The following is a 19,476-nucleotide window of genomic DNA, read 5'->3' as shown; positions in this document are numbered from 1 at the left end:
GTGGATTCCATGGCTTTTTATTCGAAAATGGTCCTCATTTGGACAGCTTTGATGAATTCTATGGTCTTCTTGTCCGAAGTTGGATCTCCTTCGGACACTTAAGATAAATCCTATGGTCTTCTTGTCCGAACTTGGACTTCCTTCGGACACCTTTGATGAATTCCATGGCTTTCTTGTCCGAACTTGGACCTCCTTCGGACACCTTGGATAAATTCCTTGGTCTTCTTGTCCAAACTTGGACCTCCTTCGGACACCTTAGATAAATTCCTTGGTCTTCTTGTCCAAACTTGGACCTCCTTCGGACACATTGATAAATACCACAGGCTTCTTGTCCAAATAGGTGCCTTTCATAACAGGGGAAATTATTAATTCCTTAAAAACACAATCTTCGTTTCAAGATTCCTTTTATTCAATATTAAATTCTTTTACATCAGGATGATTTAAGGTACATGGAGTCCATTCTTGGCTAGGATCACCATTTTTCATAAAGTTTGCCCATGCAGTGACCATACGATCTGACAATTGATAATCTGCAATAGTGTTGGGACGCCAACTTCTTTTTAAAGTCCCGAACATATACCAAAGCTCTCCAGAATGGAAGGCACCACTGTCATCCCCCGGCAGATCCCTTGTAAAATAATAAACATAGGCAGGTTTTCTTCCGATTTCTTCTAACTTATGAGAAAATCCAATACCCCCTTGGTAAAGAGCTGAATGTTCCCCACCTTCAGAAGTAATAGAAATATCGTCCTTACAGCATCCCAACATATACGGGATATTCTTTATTTCTCCATTTTCTATTAACCTATCATATCCATCAACGAGTAAATATCCATCAATGATTGGCGAAAAGAATAACCCCTCTTTTCCAGTCTGTCTTCTATGAAGATAATAATCTTCAATCAGTGCAAGCAATTCATCCGCTGATTTTTCTCGTAACTCTTTCAGACTTTTTATTTTGCTTAAATTGATGAATTCTTCGCCAATTTTTTCGGCATCCTTCAAATTTGTATTTCTTATGATCGGAGATTTATAGCCTCCGCCGCTTTGCAGAATCGCCTTATTAATCATATTACCTGTAAGTGGTGATGAGATTAGTGTTTGCACACTAACTGCTCCTGCAGATTGTCCAAATACAGTAATATTTTCAGGGTCTCCTCCAAAGGCACCGATATTTTCATAGACCCATTTTAATGCCAAAATTTGATCCATAATTCCATAATTACCCGATACACCTTTTTCGTTTTCTTCGCTTAACCATTCATGTGCTAGAAAACCCAACAATCCAAGCCGATAATTGATGGTTACTAAAATGACATCTTGCTTACAAAATGCTTCACCATCAAATTCCATTTCCGAGCCAAATCCACCTAAAAAGCCGCCGCCATGGATCCAAAAGGCGACCGGTAATTTTTCCGACGTAACATTCGCCGGGGTCCAGATATTTAAATAGAGACTATCTTCACTGCATTCCGGCATAAACTCTGGATTTGAATAAAACTCTTTAATATAAAATGAGATTTCCTTTGGCAGTTCACTTTGCATACATTTATTTTTAAAGGTATCTGCTTGATATACTCCATCCCAAGGGTCGATCTCCTCTGGTGCACGAAATCGGAGATCTCCAATCGGCGGTTTTGCATAAGGTATTCCTTTAAAAACCGTATACCCATTTTGTTTAATACCTGATATAGGTCCGTATTTTGTATTAGCTAAATCCATATTTCTTCTCCCCCCTCACTTAACCAGATAATTTTATTCATGAGCCCAACCTACCCCCTAAATAAAAACAGAAAATGTTCTAAAAGAAGATAACGTCGTCTTTTAGAACATTTATTCTAAGGATTACACTAGAGTTAACTTTCTCTTGTGTGGAATTGCACCAAGAACCGTATCTGCTACTGGTGGAAAATAGGAACAGCTATACGTGTAGCTTACTTCAATATCATGGCTGCCGGATTTTAGTCCGCCTTCTTTTACAACTGTAAGAGTTGCTGGTTCTAAGATACCCCAGTGAACATCTCCAAGTGAAGCCATTTCAGCTTGTGTATAGGTTACACCATTGATCGTCCATGAAATCTGACCACCTGAAAAAGTTTCACCATCTACTGAAACCGTAGCGGGCCGCAATTGTGAAAGCCAGAGGCCTCGATAATACAGAGATCTAATATTAACCTGGAAGCCGATAATTTTTCCATTTTCCTCAACATTTTTAAAGCCTCTCGATTGTATGCAAGGTTTTTCTAACATATTAAGTAATCTCCTTCTCTCTTATTCTCCTAGAATTCTTTTCATCATTACATGTTGTTTCCGAACCTGTTCTTTGGCATAGCCGGTCACGTCTTTGTTTGGCCCCTCATACTCACTTACCATATAGCCATCCCAGTTATGCTCCATTAATGTATTAATGATTTTTTCATAAGGAATGGTCATCTCTTGAAAATCATCTGTCATCTTTACAAATTTAGCATGGCAGCAATACACATAAGGTAACAATGGAATAATATCCTCTACTGGACTATGTTCAGATAGAGGCATGATAAAATCATCGGGACCCCATTCACTTGCAGGTAAGGCCTTAGTCTCAAATACACCGAAGTCGATGTTTAATCCAAAATACTTGGTTCCTGTCTCTTTAATAAACTCAACATAATCTTCTACCATCTTAGATTTTAAGAGTGTTGGTGCATGAATCTCCGGGCACATACGGACATTGTATTTTTCTGCAAGCGGAAGTGCCATTTCAATAAATTCCCGCCAGTTTTCTACAGGAGTAAGTTCATCATCGATTACACCCAATTTTGTCCGAAGAACCGTAAATCCAAGTCTGTTAGCAAGTTTGAAATCTCGTTCTAACATTCGTAATGATTCTTCTGAAGTAAGATGTCTTCCCTCATACAAGCGTGAATCAACCCAGTGTCCGTATTCTGCAGGTATAATATTGTACTTTTCGATTAACCGATCCCAATTTTCCAGCCATTCCTCACCAGGATTTGGGTAGCCTTCAATATGCGAGTTTGCTAATATTTCTAATCCTCTTGCACCAATATCATTCATTTCCGCAAACATATCTTCTAATGTCATGGTTACACCAAATTCACCCGCATAACTATAAAGAGAAACTCCTCGTTTTGGTTTCCTACGACTTCCAGCTTCATTATTCATTCCAGTTTACTCTCCTTTTCTATAGCGTTGTTACCGTTTTCATTTTAACTATAAAGTTTATTTCTATTAAAAACCTTTACTTATTTAACTTTATAGATATTAATTTTATTTCATTTCGCCTCTACTTTTAGGAGTAAACATAATAGGATAAAAATTTAAGTGTAATTTTTATTCTTACTTTTAAAAAAATATTTTTAAAACATTTATTTTACAAAAAATTAAAAAACTCATTTATTGACTAGGAGAATTTTGACCTGTATTGTATCAAATAACGGACCGATTACAGGGGAACGTATATAGAAATTTTTCAGGAGAGAAGGGGTATGGTTAATGAGGCAATACAATACACGTGCTATTATGGCGTCACTGCTTATCTGCGGTTTTGTTGGCATGTTCAGCGAGACGGCTCTTAATATTGCAATTAGTAATTTAATGGATGTATTTCGAATTTCAGCCGCGACTGCACAGTGGTTGACGACGGGATTTTTGCTTACTCTCGGCATTCTGATGCCGATGACAGGACTCTTGCTACAATGGTTTACAACGAGGCAATTGTTTATCGGATCGCTCGTGAGCTCTATCATCGGCACATTGATTGCGGCGCTCGCGGTCAATTTTGAAATGCTAATGGTTGCTCGTGTTCTACAGGCGGCAGGAATGGGTATTTTAATTCCGCTCATGTTCAATACGATCCTCGTTGTTTATCCACCTGAGAAGCGTGGGGCGGCGATGGGCTTCGTCGGACTTGTCATTATGTTCGCGCCGGCAACCGGACCAACTGTTGCGGGCCTCCTAATCGAATATTTTACATGGCACTATATCTTCTGGCTCTCGCTGCCGTTTTTAGTGATTGGGTTGTTGGTAGGCTTGAAATATTTGGAAAACGTCACCGATGTAACGAAGCCTCGGATTGATCTACTGTCAGTGGTGTTATCAACCATCGGCTTTGGAGGAGTTGTGTTTGGTTTCAGCAAAGCAGGAGAAGGATCCGAGGGTTGGACCAGCACAGTCGTGATTACTTCAATTGCGATCGGGTTAATCGGGCTCGTTTTGTTCATACTGCGGCAAACGACGATGAGCGATCCGATGATGGACCTGCGGGTCTTCAAGTATCCAATGTATAATGTAGGATTACTGATGGTGCTCTCATGTATGATGATCATTTTGTCGAGCATGATTATTCTGCCAATGTTTCTACAAAATGGTATGAAACTGACTCCGTTTACTGCCGGGCTCATGTTGTTACCGGGCAGCGCGTTAAACGGCATCTTATCACCGCGGATGGGACGTTTATTCGACAAATATGGACCGAAGTGGCTCGTTATCCCCGGACTTATTGTCGTCGCGGTAACGTTATGGTTTTTCTCCACCATATCGCCGACATCATCGGTTGCTTTTATCGTCGTCCTGCATATCGGATTAATGATCGGCATTTCCATGGTGTGGATGCCAGCACAGACCAACGGCCTGAACCAGCTTCCACCGGAGCTATACCCACATGGAACAGCTGTCATGAACACGTTACAGCAGGTCGCAGGTGCAATTGGTACAGCGATCGCCATCATCATTCTTACATCTGGAATGGAGAAGTATTTGCATGACTCCTCCGCACCGACTCAGCAGACCGAGGTGGCTAACGCTATGACGGCGGGCTCACAGCATGTGTTCCTGTTTGCGATGGTCGTGACGTTGGTCGGTCTTGCTCTGGCCTTCTTTATCCGCCGTGTTGTCGTCAACCATTCGGCGATGAATCCAATGCATTAATGACTATTTCTAATTTTGTCTAAGGACTTCCTGGCTATACAGGTTGTCCTTTTTTTGAATTATTCCATGCTTCTAATGTAGTTCTCGGAATTTCGCAGGCGTCAAACCTTCTTTTTTCTTAAATACCATCCCAAAATAACTAACATCTTCATATCCGCACAATCTACTAATATTCTTGATTTTCTCATTCCTCTCTGTAATGAGTAAGGTTTTCGCATTAGCTAAACGAACATCTGTAATATAGTCAAAAATAGAAAATCCGTTTATCTTTTTAAATAACTGGCAAAGGTACTCTTTTGACAATTGAACCTTTTCTGCTAAATCAGATAACACAATGGGCTCGTTATAATGTTGGTTTATATAATCCATTACGAGATGTACTTTGTTATTCTGGTTTTGAATAAATTTCTCATTTGGAATCGTAGTTGATTTTGGAAACTCCAGTAAGATATCATAAAGCACTCTTGAAAAATCATACATTTCCATTCGGCTATCGCGAGTATGAATTAAAAATAATTCTTCCATATATTCCGCTACTTTTTCAGGATTGTTTAGTTTATAAATACCCGATTGCTCAATCCCGATATTTTCAAAAAATCCCTTGATTCCATAGCCTGTAAAACACATGAAATGAACAATCCATTCTTTGCTCACTCCATAATATTTATGACCAACATTTGGGAAGAAGATTATCCCGCTCCCTTCCTCTACCACATACTGTTTATTGTCTATTTCTAGCAAGCCGCTTCCCTTAACAGCTTGGATCCACTGAAAAAGCGGCAAACCCGAGGGTCTGTTTATGTATTCCTGCCTATGGTTTAAACCCAGTGCATATAAAACAAAAGGAAGTTTTATGTTTTGTTCTGTATATTTTGTAAAAAAAACCTTTTCCATAATTCGAAAAGCCCCATTCTCATCTTAATATTTTCATACACAATATANNCAATATAATATTTTAAGATTTATTCTAACAATAAGATTTATTAAGATATTAATATAATCTTATTATGAAAGGGTGCTTTTATCATGTCAACATTGCCTCATATTAAAAAGTATAATAATATTCCAACATTATTTGTTCGTGACGAACCCTTTATTGCGTTAGCCGGGGAAATCCATAATTCCAGTGCCTCGAACCTGGAATATATGGAAAAACAGGTTTGGCCTAATTTAAAAACATTAAATCTGAATTCCGTGATTGTCCCTGTTTACTGGGAATTAATTGAGCCCGAAGAGAATCAATTTGACTTTACCCTCGTAGAAGGACTGATCAACCAAGCGCGTGAAAATAACATGCATCTTATTTTCCTTTGGTTTGGTTTATGGAAAAATGCAGAATCATTTTATGTCCCACATTGGATAAAAAAGGATACAAACACCTATTTCCGTGCTTGTAAACCAAGCGGTGAACCTATAAATACCATTTCACCTTTATGTGAAGCCGCAATTGAAAAAGATGCAAATGCATTTTATCACTTAATGAAATTTATCAAATCGATTGATTCAGAAGAAAATACAGTTATTGTCATGCAGGTTGAAAATGAAATCGGGCTTTTAGGGACGGATCGGGATTATTCTATTACAGCAAATGAAGCTTTTTCTCAAGAAATTCCTCAATCCGTTGCCGAAGAATTCCATGTTTCTGGCACATGGGAAGAGGCATTTAGCTATGATGCCTGCGAATACTTTATGGCATACTACTTTTCATCTGCAGTAGAACGAATTACGAACTCCGGTCAACAGGCGTATCCTCTCCCTTGCTACGCCAATGCCTGGTTGGAACAATTCCCGTGGCGTGCGGGAACCTATCCAAGCGGCGGTCCTGTCATGAAGATGGATAAAATGTGGAAATTAATGGCTCCATCACTATTTTGTCTGGCACCGGATATTTATGTTCCCTATGTAGCTGATGTATTGGATGAATATAGTCAGAATGGCAATCCATTATTTGTTCCGGAAGTCCGCAAAGATGCAGTATCTGCGACATATGCCTTATATGCTATTGGCGGATGTAACGCAATTTGTTTTGCCCCATTCGGCATTGAAGATCTCATGATGAATCCGGAAAATATCGACAAACCACCTTTTGAATTAATGATGGCATTAAATATTGATCCGTCTGCCTTTGAAATTGAAGGCAGTGCAGCATATCTAGCCAAGAGCTATTCCATAATCGAAAATATTAAACCGCTTTATTTTAAATATAGAGGCACCAGTCATTTACAGAGCTTTGTTAAAAGAAATGAACATGACTTTGGTAAGCTGTTTCATTTTGGTGCTTATGATATTCTCGTATCTTATTCACCGAAAGCACCATATAAGCCAACCTCAGGGGGGATGATTTTCGAACTTTCGGAAAATGAGTTCGTCGTGATTGGAACAATGATGAAGGTTCAATTCTTTGCAAAACCAGGAAAAAATACACATGTGGAATTTATAAGATTGGAAGAAGGTGAATTTATTAACGGTGAATGGAACGCTGGAAGAGTGCTAAACGGTGATGAAAAATTAATGTTCCAGTCGAAAGATATGCCTTTAGCTTATAGAATTCAAGTATATGAATATTAAAATATATTTTAATAGCCAATACATACAAGATATAATTATAAATTGTATGTATTGGCCTATTTTTTAACTATTACTAGTTTGTTTAACTAACGATGCCGCTCCAATTACTCCTGCATCATTCCCTAACTGAGCAAGCTTCAGTTTCGTACTTGTTTTAACTGTCGGGAAGGCAAACTTTTGGAAATATTCTTCTACCCCATTTAAAAGCATGTCACCTGCAGCAGACACTCCCCCGCCAATTACAATCGTTTCAGGGTTTAAGATGTTTCCAATATTGCCGCAAGCTAGTCCCAAATAATAATAAAATTTATCAACAATAATTAGAGCTAATTTATCTTCTTTTTTAGCTTGATCAAAAATGGTCTTAGCCGTCACTTCTTGTCCATCATCAATTAACCACTTTAATTCAGATTCTCCAGCATATCTTTCTGAGAAATCTCTTGCTAACCGAACCACACCTGTTGCACTAGCAACGGTCTCCAAACAGCCTTGATTTCCACAAGTACACTGATATCCATCTGGCTCTACGATGATATGGCCAATTTCTCCGCCAGCACCAACCTTACCGTGAATAAGATTGCCATCTGCAATAATACCGCCTCCTACACCTGTTCCAAGTGTAACAAAGACAACATCAGCACCATCTTCTCCGGCACCCTTCCAGCGTTCACCTAATGCTGCTACATTGGCATCATTATCAATACTAAAAGGAATACCTGTTTCTTCTTCAATCTGTTGTTTTACTGGCTGCAATGTACTCCAGTTTAAATTATATGCCCCAATGACTGTCCCTTGGGCGCGATCAACTGTCCCAGGAGAACCCATTCCGATTCCTAAAATATCAGCAGCTGAAAGCCCATACAAATCAAGCCGATGTTTAATCGATTCTATAATGTTTGGAACGATATTCTTTCCTTCATTTTGGATATCCGTCTCAATACTCCACTTTTGTTGAATATCGCCCTCTTCAGTCAAGATTGCAAATTTAACCGTCGTGCCGCCTAGATCAATACCAATTAGTTTTTTCATCTTTTCCCCGCCTTATAAAATAATACAGGTGAAATACCCACCTGTATTATTATAATCTATTTAGCTAATAATTTCCGCTCCATTTGTAAATGACGTTTGGTCATTTCTACGGCTCTTCCAGATATATGATCTTCATATTCTGATACTATATAACCATCAAAATCAGAGTTTTGAATAATCGGTAAAATCTTATCATATGGAATGCTTGCTTCTTCCAAATTCTCATCAATATAATGGAATTTACCATGGAAGTGGATGATATGTGGCATGATTTGTTTTAACCCTTCATAATCCGGTTCGTTGTAGAAGGTTACAAAACCATACATTCCTTGGAAAGCACCCATGACAGCACCATTTGCACCAGCATCAAGGAGCCGTTGTCTTGCTTCCATCATCGGCACACCATCATAACGTAATTGAGCTGCCATTTCTAATAGTTCTAAAGGTGCTCCATTCGCTAATGCCTCATCCCAATGCGGTTTATTGGGGCGAGTAGCAAAAGTACCAAAATCAGTGACAAATCCAAGATATGGTGATCCTGTTTTTTCAATAACCTCAGTGAATTTCTGGATGCTTGGTGATGTTGGTGTTTCAGGATTATGAATTTCAATTCCTACCTTGATACCATAAGCCTCTGCATATGGCGCTAATTTAGCAAAAACAGACGGTCCAATGCCATATTGGGCACGCATGATTTTACAACCCAATTTATTCGCTGTTTTCAAATCTATAATTGACGATTGAAGCAATTCTTCTTCCGTTAAATCACGATCAAATCTTACACCACGGTCTGCATTAGCACCGTAAGAAATAAATTCAATCCCATAGTGATTCGTCAGCGCCTTAAATTCATTTAAAACTTTATCATTTACATATGGGTAAGATGGCAGCATTTGCGTACCTACCAATTCAAATCCTTCCGCTCCAAATTCAGCTGCGGTGCGAATACAATCCTCTAATGTAAATGTGCCTTTTACATATTCATCTGTAAAGCTATACAGAGAAACACCTAATTTAATATTACTCAACTGATCTTACCTCCTTTCTCTTAATCTCTCACCTGTAATGTTTTGCTTCCACAGGAATCTAATACTGCATATTCTCGTTCGGTCTTTCTTCCAGGAACGGCCATATATGGAATACGTAACATCATTTTCACATCAATATGATGTTCCCCTTCTGTTAAACCACCGGGTGCAAATACATGAATCGTAGCTGGTTCAATCAAATTCCAAAACTCCGTAATAAGACTTGGCAGTTGTCTAAGGGTAAATTCCTTTTCATTAAGTCCAAAGGTGATATTATCTGAATTCACTTCTTGACCATCAACAGTAACCACAAATTCTTCAATACAGGATAAGAAATGTCCGCGATAGTTACTTAGTCGAATTTGGAATTCATATCCCAACTTTTCCCCATTCACATAGGTATTTTTTAAACTTTCATCACAAACAACATCGACGAAAGGTAATTTCATACTGAATGCCATTTAAGTCCACCTCCTATTTGCTAGCAACGGTTTCCTGTTCAAAAACAACTTCTCTTCCAGTTTCAGCAGAACGATAGACAGCATCTAAAATTTTCGTCACAACAAATGCTTGTTCAGGTTTTACTAATGGTTCTTTATCATATTTAACTGCTTCTAACCATTGTTTTGCCTCTAATACTTCTGGTTTATTGGATCCACCTTCAAAGAAAGCAATTGCTCCTCCAGCAGAGTTTTTCTCTTCTGTTAACATACCATTGCGTGCAGAGTTATAAACTAACTCATTATTACGGAAGCTCATGCCAGAATTGATTTGTGCTCCTGCTTTTGTTCCACAAAGTGTTGTAGCTGCTTCTCTTGATTCTAGTACATTTAGTGCCCAAGAAGATTCAAGGAAAACTGTTGCTCCATTTTCCATTTTAATGTAACCAAATGCTGAATCTTCTACTTCAAATGTTTCTGGATCCCAAGGGCCAAACATATTTCCCTCTACTGCTTCTGGTAGATGACCTAGTTTATTGAACACAGAACCTGTTACTGAAACTGGTTTGTAATTATCCATCATCCATAAAGTGATATCAAGTGCGTGAGTACCGATATCAATTAATGGACCTCCGCCTTGTTGTGATTTATCAGGAAATACTCCCCATGTTGGAACTGCGCGGCGACGAAGGGCATGTGCTTTTGCAAAATAAACATCACCAAGCTCATCTTTTTCACAAGCTTTATAAAGAGATTGAACTTCTGGACGGAAGCGGTTTTGATAGCCAATTGTGAATTTCTTGCCGGATTTTTTCCAGGCATCCATCATTTTTTGAGCAGCTTCTGTATTGTGCGCCATTGGCTTTTCACACATAACGTGCTTACCCGCTTCGAATGCAGCAACTGTAATTGGGCTATGGCTAACGTTTGGAGTTAATACATGCACAAGATCAATAGTTTCATCCTTCAGAAGCTCTTTATAGTCTTCGTATACTTTCGCATCTGGTGTTCCGAATTCTTTTGCCGCTTTTTCAGCTCGTTCAATTTTAATATCACAGAATGCAACCATTTCAGCAATCTCTTTAAATTGGGCTAATGCTGGAAAATGCTTTTGATTTGCAATACCGCCGCATCCAATAATACCAATTTTTAATTTACCCATAATATTCATTCTCCTTTTTTGTTTAAAATTATTTAATAGATATATAAGTTGATAATCTATTTAAGCAAAAAATTGACTCAAATAGTTTTTACTAATGTTAATTGAATCTTTTTTGGATTTAAGTGAATCTTCAAATGCCTTGTCCTCTACTTCAATGACTGCGTAGCCACGATAACCTATATCAGTTAAGGCAGATACATATTGGCCCCAATTGACATCTCCAAGGCCAGGTAATTTTGGCGAGATATATTCAAGTGGTGTTGCCATAATACCTACATCATTTAAGCGGTCCTTATATACCTTAATATCCTTGAAATGGATGTGGAACATCCGATCTTGGAATTCATATATTGGTTTAATATAATCCATTTGCTGCCAAACAAAATGCGAAGGATCAAAATTTAATCCAAAGTTTCGATTAGGGATTAATTCAAACACACGGCGGAAAATAGCTGGTGTCGTCATTAGATTCTGTCCGCCTGGCCACTCATCTGTAGTGAATAACATCGGACAGTTTTCAATTGCAATCTTGACTCCTAATTTTTCTGCGAATTCCACGATAGGCTTCCAAACCGCAGTCATAAGATCTAGGTTTTCTTCAACAGTTTTCTTTTGGTTTCTGCCAATAAAGGTTGTTACCATGTTAATATCAAGCTTGTGTGCTGCCTCAATACATTTTTTGATATGTGCTGCATAGTAATCACTTTTTTCTGAGTCCTCATCCAAAGCATTAGGATAATAAGCTATTGCAGAAATTTTGATTCCTTTTGCTTCCGTATAATTTTTGATGTAATCCACATCTAAGTGATCAACATCTAGGTGGGTAACACCTGCATATTTACGGGCTGCCTTCCCTTTTGGCCATGCACAAAGCTCCACACATGAAAAACCGTTTTCAGCTGCATAGTCAATGACTTCTTCAAAGGTGCATTCATTTAAGATTGCGCTGTTAAATCCAAGCTTCATCGGGTCATATCCTCCTATGTTTATACTAAAATCTTAGAATCAATAAATGATTTCGCTTACATATATATCTTAACCCGTAATTTAAGATATTCCCTTACATTAATTATCCTAGTAAGGTATAAATTTTCGTCCTTTTTCAAAGATTCTACATTTCTGTATTTATAACAGATTAAATATGATAGTGTTATTTTTAACCTTTTCCGAAATTATATAAAAAACCAAAAAAGGTGCAAAATTAACACCTTTTTTGGTTTAAAATAACGTTCTTATTTCTGGTTTTTTGCCCATTCATCTAATTGCTTCTGTTTCTCTGCAATAATCTTATCAATGCCAGCCGCCTTTAAACCTTTAATGAAATCAGGTAGACTCTTATTAGGATCTAATGAACCTGATTCGAGTCCTAGTGCGTATTTAGCAACGACATTAGTAACGGCTGTAACCTCCGTTTTAACGAATGAACTATCAAAATTAAATCCAAGTGCTTTAGATTTAATCGCACTTTTATTAAACTCCTCCGTTTCGCTCCATAGGTTTGGATCATTCCCTTCGAATACATAAGATAGGAAAGAATTACCCATTGCAAAACTCATATTTAAGTTGTAACCATTGTTTCCTGCATTTACCCCGTCAGGATACTTGATCACATGATCCGATACTTTTACATAATGCTTTCCTTCAATACCCCAGTCTAGCAAATTTACGATATCTTTGTTTCCATACATTAAATTAAGAAATTTCATTGCTGCTTCCGGGACCTGAGAGCTCTGTGGAATTCCCCACATCATGGTGGTTACGGCAGATGTCGTTGTTACTGGTTTCGAAAGTGAAGTTGTCACCATTGGCTTAGCAGTAATTTGTGATTCTTGTAAAGCAATACCAGGTTTTTGAGGACTGAAATAACTAAAACCTGCATTGGCCTTAACTAACGTTGTTCCAGGGTCTGTATTCGTTGTTGCATTTTTTAATGTAAGTCCCTCTTGATACCATTTTCTCATTGTCTTAACAAACTGCGCATATTCATCTGTTTCATATAAATCTACTACTTTCATATTATTGTCGTAGTTAGGTAGAACTCCCATCGTGTCACCTAGTGGATCGAACCAGTTATAAACGACAGTTGCCTGTGCTCCAGGCTGAAAAGAAACAAATGGAGTGATTCCTTTCACATTTTCTTTAATCTTTAACAGTGCAGCCTCTACATCATCCAGCGTTTTGATTTTTTTAATGTCAATGTTATATTTATCTGCCAAGTCTTTGCGCATATTAATTCCAGGTGCTCCTGCCATATCTCGGAGAGTAGGAACAGCATACATTTTTCCAGATACCTTAGCAGCATTCAAATAATCTGGATCCATGGTCTTTTTTATATCTGGACCATATTTATCTACCAAATCATCCAAAGGTAATAATTGTCCTTTCGCTACTTGTGATGTGTAGCCAAAAAAGGAGGTAACAAGCATTAAATCTGCTTTTTCATTACTAGATAACATTAAATTCATCTGTTGAACGTAATTACCTATATTAATAGGTGTTAATTTTACCCTAACCTTGATTTCTTTCTCGGATATCTTGTTAATTTCATCTTGTACTAGTTTGATATCTTTGGGTGTTTCTGTTACAAAAAAGACCATATTCACTTCAGATATTTTTTCCTTTGAAGCTGAGCTTTCAGGTGTAGAACTCTCCTTATTCGAACTACATGCTGAAAGAATCAGTAAAAAACAAGCAAGCATTATCCTTAATAATTTTTTATTTTTTTGCATTCAAAAACCCCCATTTTTTTCTCGTGTGAAACCGCTGTCATTTTTAAATAGGATCCACGATTAAAATATAACCTCTGTAGGTTCCCCCCTTTTTACAAATGGTTATATTATTCTAACCATCGGTTCATATACCGCTTATTATAAGGAGGAAGGTACTAGAAAACGTTCAATTTATTAAGAAAAATCATATTAATTTTTGATATTTTCTGAAAATATATAATTTTCAAAATTAAAACCGCAAAGTTTATCGTCTTTGCGGTGAGCTGGCCCTATTCAATTCTACTAATTAATAATTCCTGGTCTAATGAATTAGTTCTAATCTCTGACTATACTTTTCCAACTCGTTAAAATCATCTTCTTCGGTATATTCATAACTTTCAATGCCTCTTACCTCATTTTTAAGAGAGTTACTCAAGGTTTTCTGCTGATTTTTTCTGAACTGGTAGGGGGTTGTTTGAAAGGTATCTTTAAATAGCTTATGAAACGTATTCAAGCTTGAAAAACCAGACTCCATTGCAATCTGAATAACTGGCCAATTCGTATCAAGTAGGTATTGTACAGCCTGTTCCAGTCGGATCCCGTTTAAATATTTTACAAAAGACTGTCCCATATGCTGCTGAAAATATCGTGATAAATAAGGAACAGTCAACTCTTCATTCTCAGCGATTTCATTCAAGGTAATTGGATGCATATAGTTTTTTTGAATATAACCGGTAATTCTTGTCAAACGTTCTATATCTTTACTGCTTTTTCGGTTGAGTTGCCTATGATTTGTCACTCTAAATTGACTAACAAGACTGTAAACTATGTCTAATAGTAATGAATGAATTTTGATTTCATACCCTAATCCTTTTTTCCTTAATGTCAGCATAAGGTGGATCATCAGCAGACGAATACCATTAAACCTTTCTTGCTCCTCATTATGAAAGGATTGACATTCAAATGATTCCTTTTCAATGTTTTGGTACCATTTTTCAATAAAAGTTAGTGGAATTTGAAGTAATAACACCCGGTTGTCTTCACTTGCTTCTACACCGTGAATTTCATTGCTGTTAATCAGGAGCAAATCATTTTCTTTTAGAGAATATTCCTCGCCCCCCACAAAAACATGAATTTGACCTCTCAAAACAAATAAAAATTCTATCCGGTCATGCCAGTGCATCGCAACATATCTCACACTTGTCATTAACATTAACATCGGGACCTCTTCGTTTATGACTGCACTTTCATAAGGATATTTCATTAGCGCCTCCCCTACAGTTAAGACATAGTACTATTAAACAAGGTGGGCCTCTTTAAGTAACACACCTTGTTTAGCATCATCATTAAAAGGACAATGTAATCTTTCCAAACATACCGGTTGGATCTATAGGATCATGCCAAACAATAAATGGCGGTTCTGGATGATTAAAACGATCCCTGTCCAATGTAGTTGCTACTTCTACACGGATGGTATTGGTACCTTTCCTTAAATGGTCAGCAACATCGTAAATATAAGGTGGACAAACTTTCATCCCAACAAATTCATCGTTAATTGATAATTCCACGGCTTCATAAATTGATTCAAAGGTTAAAATCCCTTGTCCTGGAACTTCTGCAAGCTCGAATGTCTTTTCATACTTAATAATTCCTGTAAAAGCAGGGTCTATATTAGATATTGGTATCAATTCATTCATATGTGTTACTTCCCCAAAGTTTGGATATTCAATGTTTTTTACCAAAGAATAATTCCAGCCTTTAGATAAATCAATCGTTTCTTCGCATTGATTAAGTTTTGTTGTATAAGGTCGATATTTTTCATACTCTCCGTCCAGAGTTACGTCACTCACAAATAGTACACATGATTCATATGGTTTTAGCTCCAGATTAATAATACTTTTTCCGTTGACTTTCAGAACTTCTATCTTCTCAAATTTATTTTCAAGTCCGTTATAGATTATAGCAAATTCTCCACCAGAAAGCTCAATATCACCACTGAAAGTCTCATGTGCTGATTCATTCTGAAACATATAAATACTAATCTCTTTTTCATAATGATAATAGGTTAAGTCCTTGAATGGTTTCTTTAATTGAAGATCAAATATTCCTTCTTCTTTAAGCTCTGTAGCCAACTCACTTAAAGGTACAACCTTACATTTTTCCACTGCTCTTAAAAGTTCAGATACTTCCTGTCCATCTACAACATTAGCAATCCCTTCAGGTTTTCCATCTACCAAGATAATCTCTAAATCATCTACATTTTTAATAAAAGCAGCTAACTCTTTTGTTATATATCGGCTATAAGGAATAACTAAACATTTAAATTCTTCGCCATTAATAGTTAATAGCTTATTCTCTACCTTTCCATTGTAGTTTTCTAAGTTATTCAGCATATCAATCGAAACAAAATCAAAATCAATTTGATTTTCAGTAAGGGCTCTAGCGGGCTTTTGCATTTTCATATATTCGCCTGTCCATTCACTCTCACCGTGATATAAAACAGCAACAGGGGCTATATGCCTGCCGCCATTAAAAATATGGCATAACCGGTTGGCATAGTGCATCAGATAAGAAAAATGTTTAAACTGCGGATTATGACCACGTGCATAGAAATGCGGTGGACAATCGAAGTCAGGATATTCACGCATTGAAAATGCATGTGGAACAAGGTGATTGATGCCACGGACAACTAAATGGTCTAAGATATACTTCATATCTCTAACACCAAGCTTCCATCCATAAGCACCAAATAATTCGCACATGGTTCTCCCTTTTTTCTTCGGATCGAGATGACCATAGGAAGAACCTAGTTTTCCAAGTGTATAATGATAGAATTCTCCATCACCCTTAAAGATTCCGCGTCGTTCTAGTCCGGCACCGCCAAAAATCACCTGACCGCCAATTACGTCAATTCCCGACATATGCTGCCCTGATAAGGCTCTAAAGAAATGTCCCGCACCACTTCCTAACCTGCTATGCTGATCATTATCTTCAATCACGTGTCCAATGTATTCAACATTATGTGCTTCACACCATTTGCCCAATTGATTACTAAAGTTCTTTTCATATAAGCGAGTAACAACGTCCATGTAGGTATAACGAGTATTGACACAAATGTTCATTTCTTCAGAGCTATTCCATAAATAAGGTAAGAACACCCTCCAATGTTCCCCTAGAGCTTTTGAAAGCAAAGTTTTTGCTTCTTCACTCCATGGTAAGGGCATATCTTTCTTTCCTATTGACTCATTAAAATCAAATCCGTTAACATTTCCGAATGCGGGTTCATCTGAGAAAAATCCAGCAAATGTCTTCCCAAACTCATCTTTGTAACGTTTAAAATGTGGTTCATATACTGCTTCAAGCTGCGTACTGACGGACTCTTCATCTATCATATTGATATATTTCGGATTGCCCCCATCTGTTTTCGTTTCATAAACGACGAAAATCCTCCATGGTCCTTCTGGTAAGATACAGGTTAAAAAATCACCTTGAACACGATCAGTTAAGTCGATTAATTCTTCACTAATAATTCCATCTATCACCAGTTTACCTGCTGTCACACTAATTAATTTATTATTTTTCTGCTCCTCTTTGTCTATTGGTTTACCAATATCTAACCATGAGGTTTTCGGTTTTAACATCGGGCTAATATGTATCGTTACTTCATTTTGTGCACCTAATACATCAACCGTATTATAATTGATATACGTTTTCTTTCGGTTCGGATATTTTTTTTCAATTAATCCATTGGCATAACCAGTTGGAAAATGGGCATCGTCTAATATCCAAACTCTCATTCCTCTTTGTTTGGCCTCGTCCATGACGATATCAAGGTCATGCCACCAGCCAGGACCTGCAAAATCAGGATGCGGCCGCGCTTCAACACAGATCCCTCTTATTCCGCATTCATAAATTCTAGCGATTTCTTCTCTGATAACTTGTTCTTCTTCCCCTTTCATCCAGAGAAAAGGCAGAATATAATTTTCGGTTTGATGATTCACTAGATCTTGTACAGTCTTATCCATGATGAAAACCTCCTATTAAAATAGCTTATAAGCTACACTTCTAGTGCAACTTATAAGCTCATGACATACTATTTTACAAAGTCAGCTCCAGTTCGTCTTCTTAAAAGTTCATCTGTATTCTCCATTGCTTTCGATTTGGAGATTTTATAAAAATACAACGGAATGGTTGCTAAAAGATAAACCACACCTGGCCCTAAATTTACTAACATGTTTATACCATGAATGACTTCAGGAGTTTGTTGTTTATTTGCAACATAACCAATTGCTCCTAGTATCGTTGCACTGACTGCCCCTACTAAAGCGCTTGCAATTTTGGTTGAAAGACTTGTAAAGGAATAAATCGCACCGTCAGCCCGAATACCTGTTTTTACTTGATAATCGTCGATACTATCGGCCACCATACTGAAAACCATTGGACTGGCAAAACCTGTTGGTAAACTTGCTATGATTGTCCATACAATAATCATGTTAATATTGGTTGCAGGTGTAAAATACATGGCAATAAATGCAATCCCCGTTATTGTAGATCCAACGATTAAGAGAGTCTTCTTTTCAAAAAACTTTGCAATAAACGGTAGGATGAAAGAACCGATTGCTCCACATACTGAAAGAATCGTAAAAGAAACCGCAATTAAATCCGGACGATTTAACACATAAATGCAGTAATAAGTTACAGTACCAATTCTTCCAAACACACCCAATAATACTACAAATAAACTTACTATGATTAATAATAATGGTTTATTGGCCCCTACAGCAACTAAAGATTCTTTTATTGATGGTCTTTCATCTATTGCTGGCTCAATTACTTCTTTACAATTCTTGTAGGTTAAGAATAAAAGCGGTGCTGATACTGCTGACAAAACGATTGCTGCATAAAAGAAACCGTGTTGCTGGTTACCATGTCCTAATAGAGTAATTAAAGGCATTACCGCGGCACCTGTAAGGATACCGGCAACTTGTCCAAAAACTCCTCTATAAGCATTTAAATTGGTTCTTTGGTGAGTATCCCGCGTCATGACTGTTGCAAGGGCACCATATGGTACGTTTACTACCGAGTGGACCGTACCTAATAATAGATAGGTTACACCAGCGTAAATAACCTTACCGGTTCCTGAAAGATCTGGAGTGTAAAAGGTTAATATATTTAGAGCAGCAAGTGCTAATGCACCGTATAGAATATAGGGTCTAAAACGTCCATGTTTGCTCTTTGTCCGTTCCATGGTTAAACCAAGAATTGGGTCGACAAAGCAATCCCATACCCTTGCTACAAGCAAGATTACAGCTGCTGCACCGCCAGCGATGCCAAAAACATCTGTATAAAAAAACAATAGATAGGAAGACGCTAAACTCCAAACGACACTGGCAGAGAACTCACCAAAACCATAACTTAACTTTGTAAGAAAACTAAGATTACTATTATTCTGAGGCACTACCAAACTTTCTTTTGTTTGTGGAACTGCTCCATTTGCCATCTCTTATCCTCCTAGTTCAAAATACCTCAAGTACAAATCGTAAAACATTCAGTAGCTACTGTTACAATTATCGTACCGTAACTCCTATGTAACCGCCTTCAATTAATTAAAC

General features: G+C 37.5%; 16 protein-coding genes. 2 read left to right on the top strand and 14 right to left on the bottom strand.

Annotated elements, in window-relative coordinates:
* Positions 1-110 precede the first annotated feature (110 nt).
* The 4 genes from V7077_RS05115 to V7077_RS05100 all read right to left on the bottom strand — a co-directional run bounded on the left by V7077_RS05115 (position 111) and on the right by V7077_RS05100 (position 3,165).
* Complete coding sequence (locus V7077_RS05115; protein WP_335499006.1) at positions 111-233, bottom strand: hypothetical protein; 123 nt, start codon at positions 231-233, stop codon at positions 111-113.
* Between the two features lie 172 nt (positions 234-405).
* Positions 406-1,722, bottom strand: a complete 1,317-nt coding sequence (locus V7077_RS05110; protein ID WP_335499004.1) for a carboxylesterase/lipase family protein — start codon at positions 1,720-1,722, stop codon at positions 406-408.
* A gap of 123 nt (positions 1,723-1,845) precedes the next feature.
* Positions 1,846-2,250, bottom strand: coding sequence for a C-glycoside deglycosidase beta subunit domain-containing protein (locus tag V7077_RS05105; RefSeq protein WP_335499000.1), 405 nt, complete (start codon positions 2,248-2,250; stop codon positions 1,846-1,848).
* 21 nt (positions 2,251-2,271) lie between these two features.
* The gene (locus tag V7077_RS05100) at positions 2,272-3,165 is read right to left on the bottom strand and encodes a sugar phosphate isomerase/epimerase family protein (protein WP_335498998.1); all 894 of its coding nucleotides are present in this window, start codon (positions 3,163-3,165) and stop codon (positions 2,272-2,274) included.
* A gap of 330 nt (positions 3,166-3,495) precedes the next feature.
* Here V7077_RS05100 and V7077_RS05095 point away from each other — a divergent pair, with 330 nt between their 5' ends.
* Complete coding sequence (locus V7077_RS05095) at positions 3,496-4,929, top strand: DHA2 family efflux MFS transporter permease subunit (RefSeq protein WP_335498996.1); 1,434 nt, start codon at positions 3,496-3,498, stop codon at positions 4,927-4,929.
* Between the two features lie 72 nt (positions 4,930-5,001).
* Here V7077_RS05095 and V7077_RS05090 read toward each other — a convergent pair whose 3' ends face one another.
* On the bottom strand, positions 5,002-5,823 hold the full coding sequence (locus tag V7077_RS05090) for an AraC family transcriptional regulator (RefSeq protein ID WP_335498994.1): 822 nt from the start codon (positions 5,821-5,823) through the stop codon (positions 5,002-5,004).
* Positions 5,824-5,955: 132 nt separating this feature from the next.
* Here V7077_RS05090 and V7077_RS05085 point away from each other — a divergent pair, with 132 nt between their 5' ends.
* Positions 5,956-7,497: a DUF5597 domain-containing protein gene (locus V7077_RS05085; protein ID WP_335498993.1), complete on the top strand. Its 1,542-nt coding sequence runs from the start codon at positions 5,956-5,958 to the stop codon at positions 7,495-7,497.
* 63 nt (positions 7,498-7,560) lie between these two features.
* Here the strand turns inward: V7077_RS05085 and V7077_RS05080 are convergent, their stop codons facing one another.
* From V7077_RS05080 to V7077_RS05040, 9 genes are all read right to left on the bottom strand, one after another.
* Positions 7,561-8,526: an ROK family glucokinase gene (locus V7077_RS05080; protein ID WP_335498990.1), complete on the bottom strand. Its 966-nt coding sequence runs from the start codon at positions 8,524-8,526 to the stop codon at positions 7,561-7,563.
* 56 nt (positions 8,527-8,582) lie between these two features.
* Positions 8,583-9,554: a sugar phosphate isomerase/epimerase family protein gene (locus V7077_RS05075; RefSeq protein ID WP_335498988.1), complete on the bottom strand. Its 972-nt coding sequence runs from the start codon at positions 9,552-9,554 to the stop codon at positions 8,583-8,585.
* A 20-nt stretch (positions 9,555-9,574) separates the two neighbouring features.
* Positions 9,575-10,015 carry a C-glycoside deglycosidase beta subunit domain-containing protein gene (locus V7077_RS05070; protein WP_335498986.1) on the bottom strand — a complete coding sequence of 147 codons (441 nt, stop codon included), beginning with the start codon at positions 10,013-10,015 and terminating at the stop codon, positions 9,575-9,577.
* 13 nt (positions 10,016-10,028) lie between these two features.
* Complete coding sequence (locus V7077_RS05065; protein ID WP_335498984.1) at positions 10,029-11,156, bottom strand: Gfo/Idh/MocA family protein; 1,128 nt, start codon at positions 11,154-11,156, stop codon at positions 10,029-10,031.
* A gap of 60 nt (positions 11,157-11,216) precedes the next feature.
* Complete coding sequence (locus V7077_RS05060; RefSeq protein ID WP_335498982.1) at positions 11,217-12,122, bottom strand: sugar phosphate isomerase/epimerase family protein; 906 nt, start codon at positions 12,120-12,122, stop codon at positions 11,217-11,219.
* 266 nt (positions 12,123-12,388) lie between these two features.
* Complete coding sequence (locus V7077_RS05055; RefSeq protein WP_335498981.1) at positions 12,389-13,885, bottom strand: ABC transporter substrate-binding protein; 1,497 nt, start codon at positions 13,883-13,885, stop codon at positions 12,389-12,391.
* Positions 13,886-14,186: 301 nt separating this feature from the next.
* The gene (locus tag V7077_RS05050; RefSeq protein ID WP_335498978.1) at positions 14,187-15,128 is read right to left on the bottom strand and encodes a helix-turn-helix transcriptional regulator; all 942 of its coding nucleotides are present in this window, start codon (positions 15,126-15,128) and stop codon (positions 14,187-14,189) included.
* 82 nt (positions 15,129-15,210) lie between these two features.
* A complete protein-coding gene (locus tag V7077_RS05045) occupies positions 15,211-17,889 on the bottom strand; it encodes a glycosyl hydrolase (RefSeq protein ID WP_335498975.1) in 2,679 nt (892 codons plus the stop codon).
* A 68-nt stretch (positions 17,890-17,957) separates the two neighbouring features.
* Positions 17,958-19,364, bottom strand: a complete 1,407-nt coding sequence (locus V7077_RS05040; RefSeq protein ID WP_335498973.1) for an MFS transporter — start codon at positions 19,362-19,364, stop codon at positions 17,958-17,960.
* Positions 19,365-19,476 lie beyond the last annotated feature (112 nt).

Origin of the sequence: Neobacillus vireti (assembly GCF_036962465.1) — a bacterium.
Taxonomy (GTDB): Bacteria; Bacillota; Bacilli; order Bacillales; family Cytobacillaceae; genus Neobacillus; species Neobacillus vireti_B.
Note: the sequence above shows the minus strand (reverse complement) of the source record. Positions and strands in the feature narration are given on the sequence as shown.

What these genes read in the sequence shown, in the direction of transcription:
- V7077_RS05060 (WP_335498982.1), bottom strand. Translation starts at nt 12,122, where the DNA reads ATGAAGCTTGGATTTAACAGCGCAATCTTAAATGAATGCACCTTTGAA.
- V7077_RS05110 (WP_335499004.1), bottom strand. Translation starts at nt 1,722, where the DNA reads ATGGATTTAGCTAATACAAAATACGGACCTATATCAGGTATTAAACAA.
- V7077_RS05095 (WP_335498996.1), top strand. Translation starts at nt 3,496, where the DNA reads ATGAGGCAATACAATACACGTGCTATTATGGCGTCACTGCTTATCTGC.
- V7077_RS05055 (WP_335498981.1), bottom strand. Translation starts at nt 13,885, where the DNA reads ATGCAAAAAAATAAAAAATTATTAAGGATAATGCTTGCTTGTTTTTTA.
- V7077_RS05105 (WP_335499000.1), bottom strand. Translation starts at nt 2,250, where the DNA reads ATGTTAGAAAAACCTTGCATACAATCGAGAGGCTTTAAAAATGTTGAG.
- V7077_RS05065 (WP_335498984.1), bottom strand. Translation starts at nt 11,156, where the DNA reads ATGGGTAAATTAAAAATTGGTATTATTGGATGCGGCGGTATTGCAAAT.
- V7077_RS05100 (WP_335498998.1), bottom strand. Translation starts at nt 3,165, where the DNA reads ATGAATAATGAAGCTGGAAGTCGTAGGAAACCAAAACGAGGAGTTTCT.
- V7077_RS05090 (WP_335498994.1), bottom strand. Translation starts at nt 5,823, where the DNA reads ATGGAAAAGGTTTTTTTTACAAAATATACAGAACAAAACATAAAACTT.
- V7077_RS05045 (WP_335498975.1), bottom strand. Translation starts at nt 17,889, where the DNA reads ATGGATAAGACTGTACAAGATCTAGTGAATCATCAAACCGAAAATTAT.
- V7077_RS05070 (WP_335498986.1), bottom strand. Translation starts at nt 10,015, where the DNA reads ATGGCATTCAGTATGAAATTACCTTTCGTCGATGTTGTTTGTGATGAA.
- V7077_RS05040 (WP_335498973.1), bottom strand. Translation starts at nt 19,364, where the DNA reads ATGGCAAATGGAGCAGTTCCACAAACAAAAGAAAGTTTGGTAGTGCCT.
- V7077_RS05085 (WP_335498993.1), top strand. Translation starts at nt 5,956, where the DNA reads ATGTCAACATTGCCTCATATTAAAAAGTATAATAATATTCCAACATTA.
- V7077_RS05050 (WP_335498978.1), bottom strand. Translation starts at nt 15,128, where the DNA reads ATGAAATATCCTTATGAAAGTGCAGTCATAAACGAAGAGGTCCCGATG.
- V7077_RS05080 (WP_335498990.1), bottom strand. Translation starts at nt 8,526, where the DNA reads ATGAAAAAACTAATTGGTATTGATCTAGGCGGCACGACGGTTAAATTT.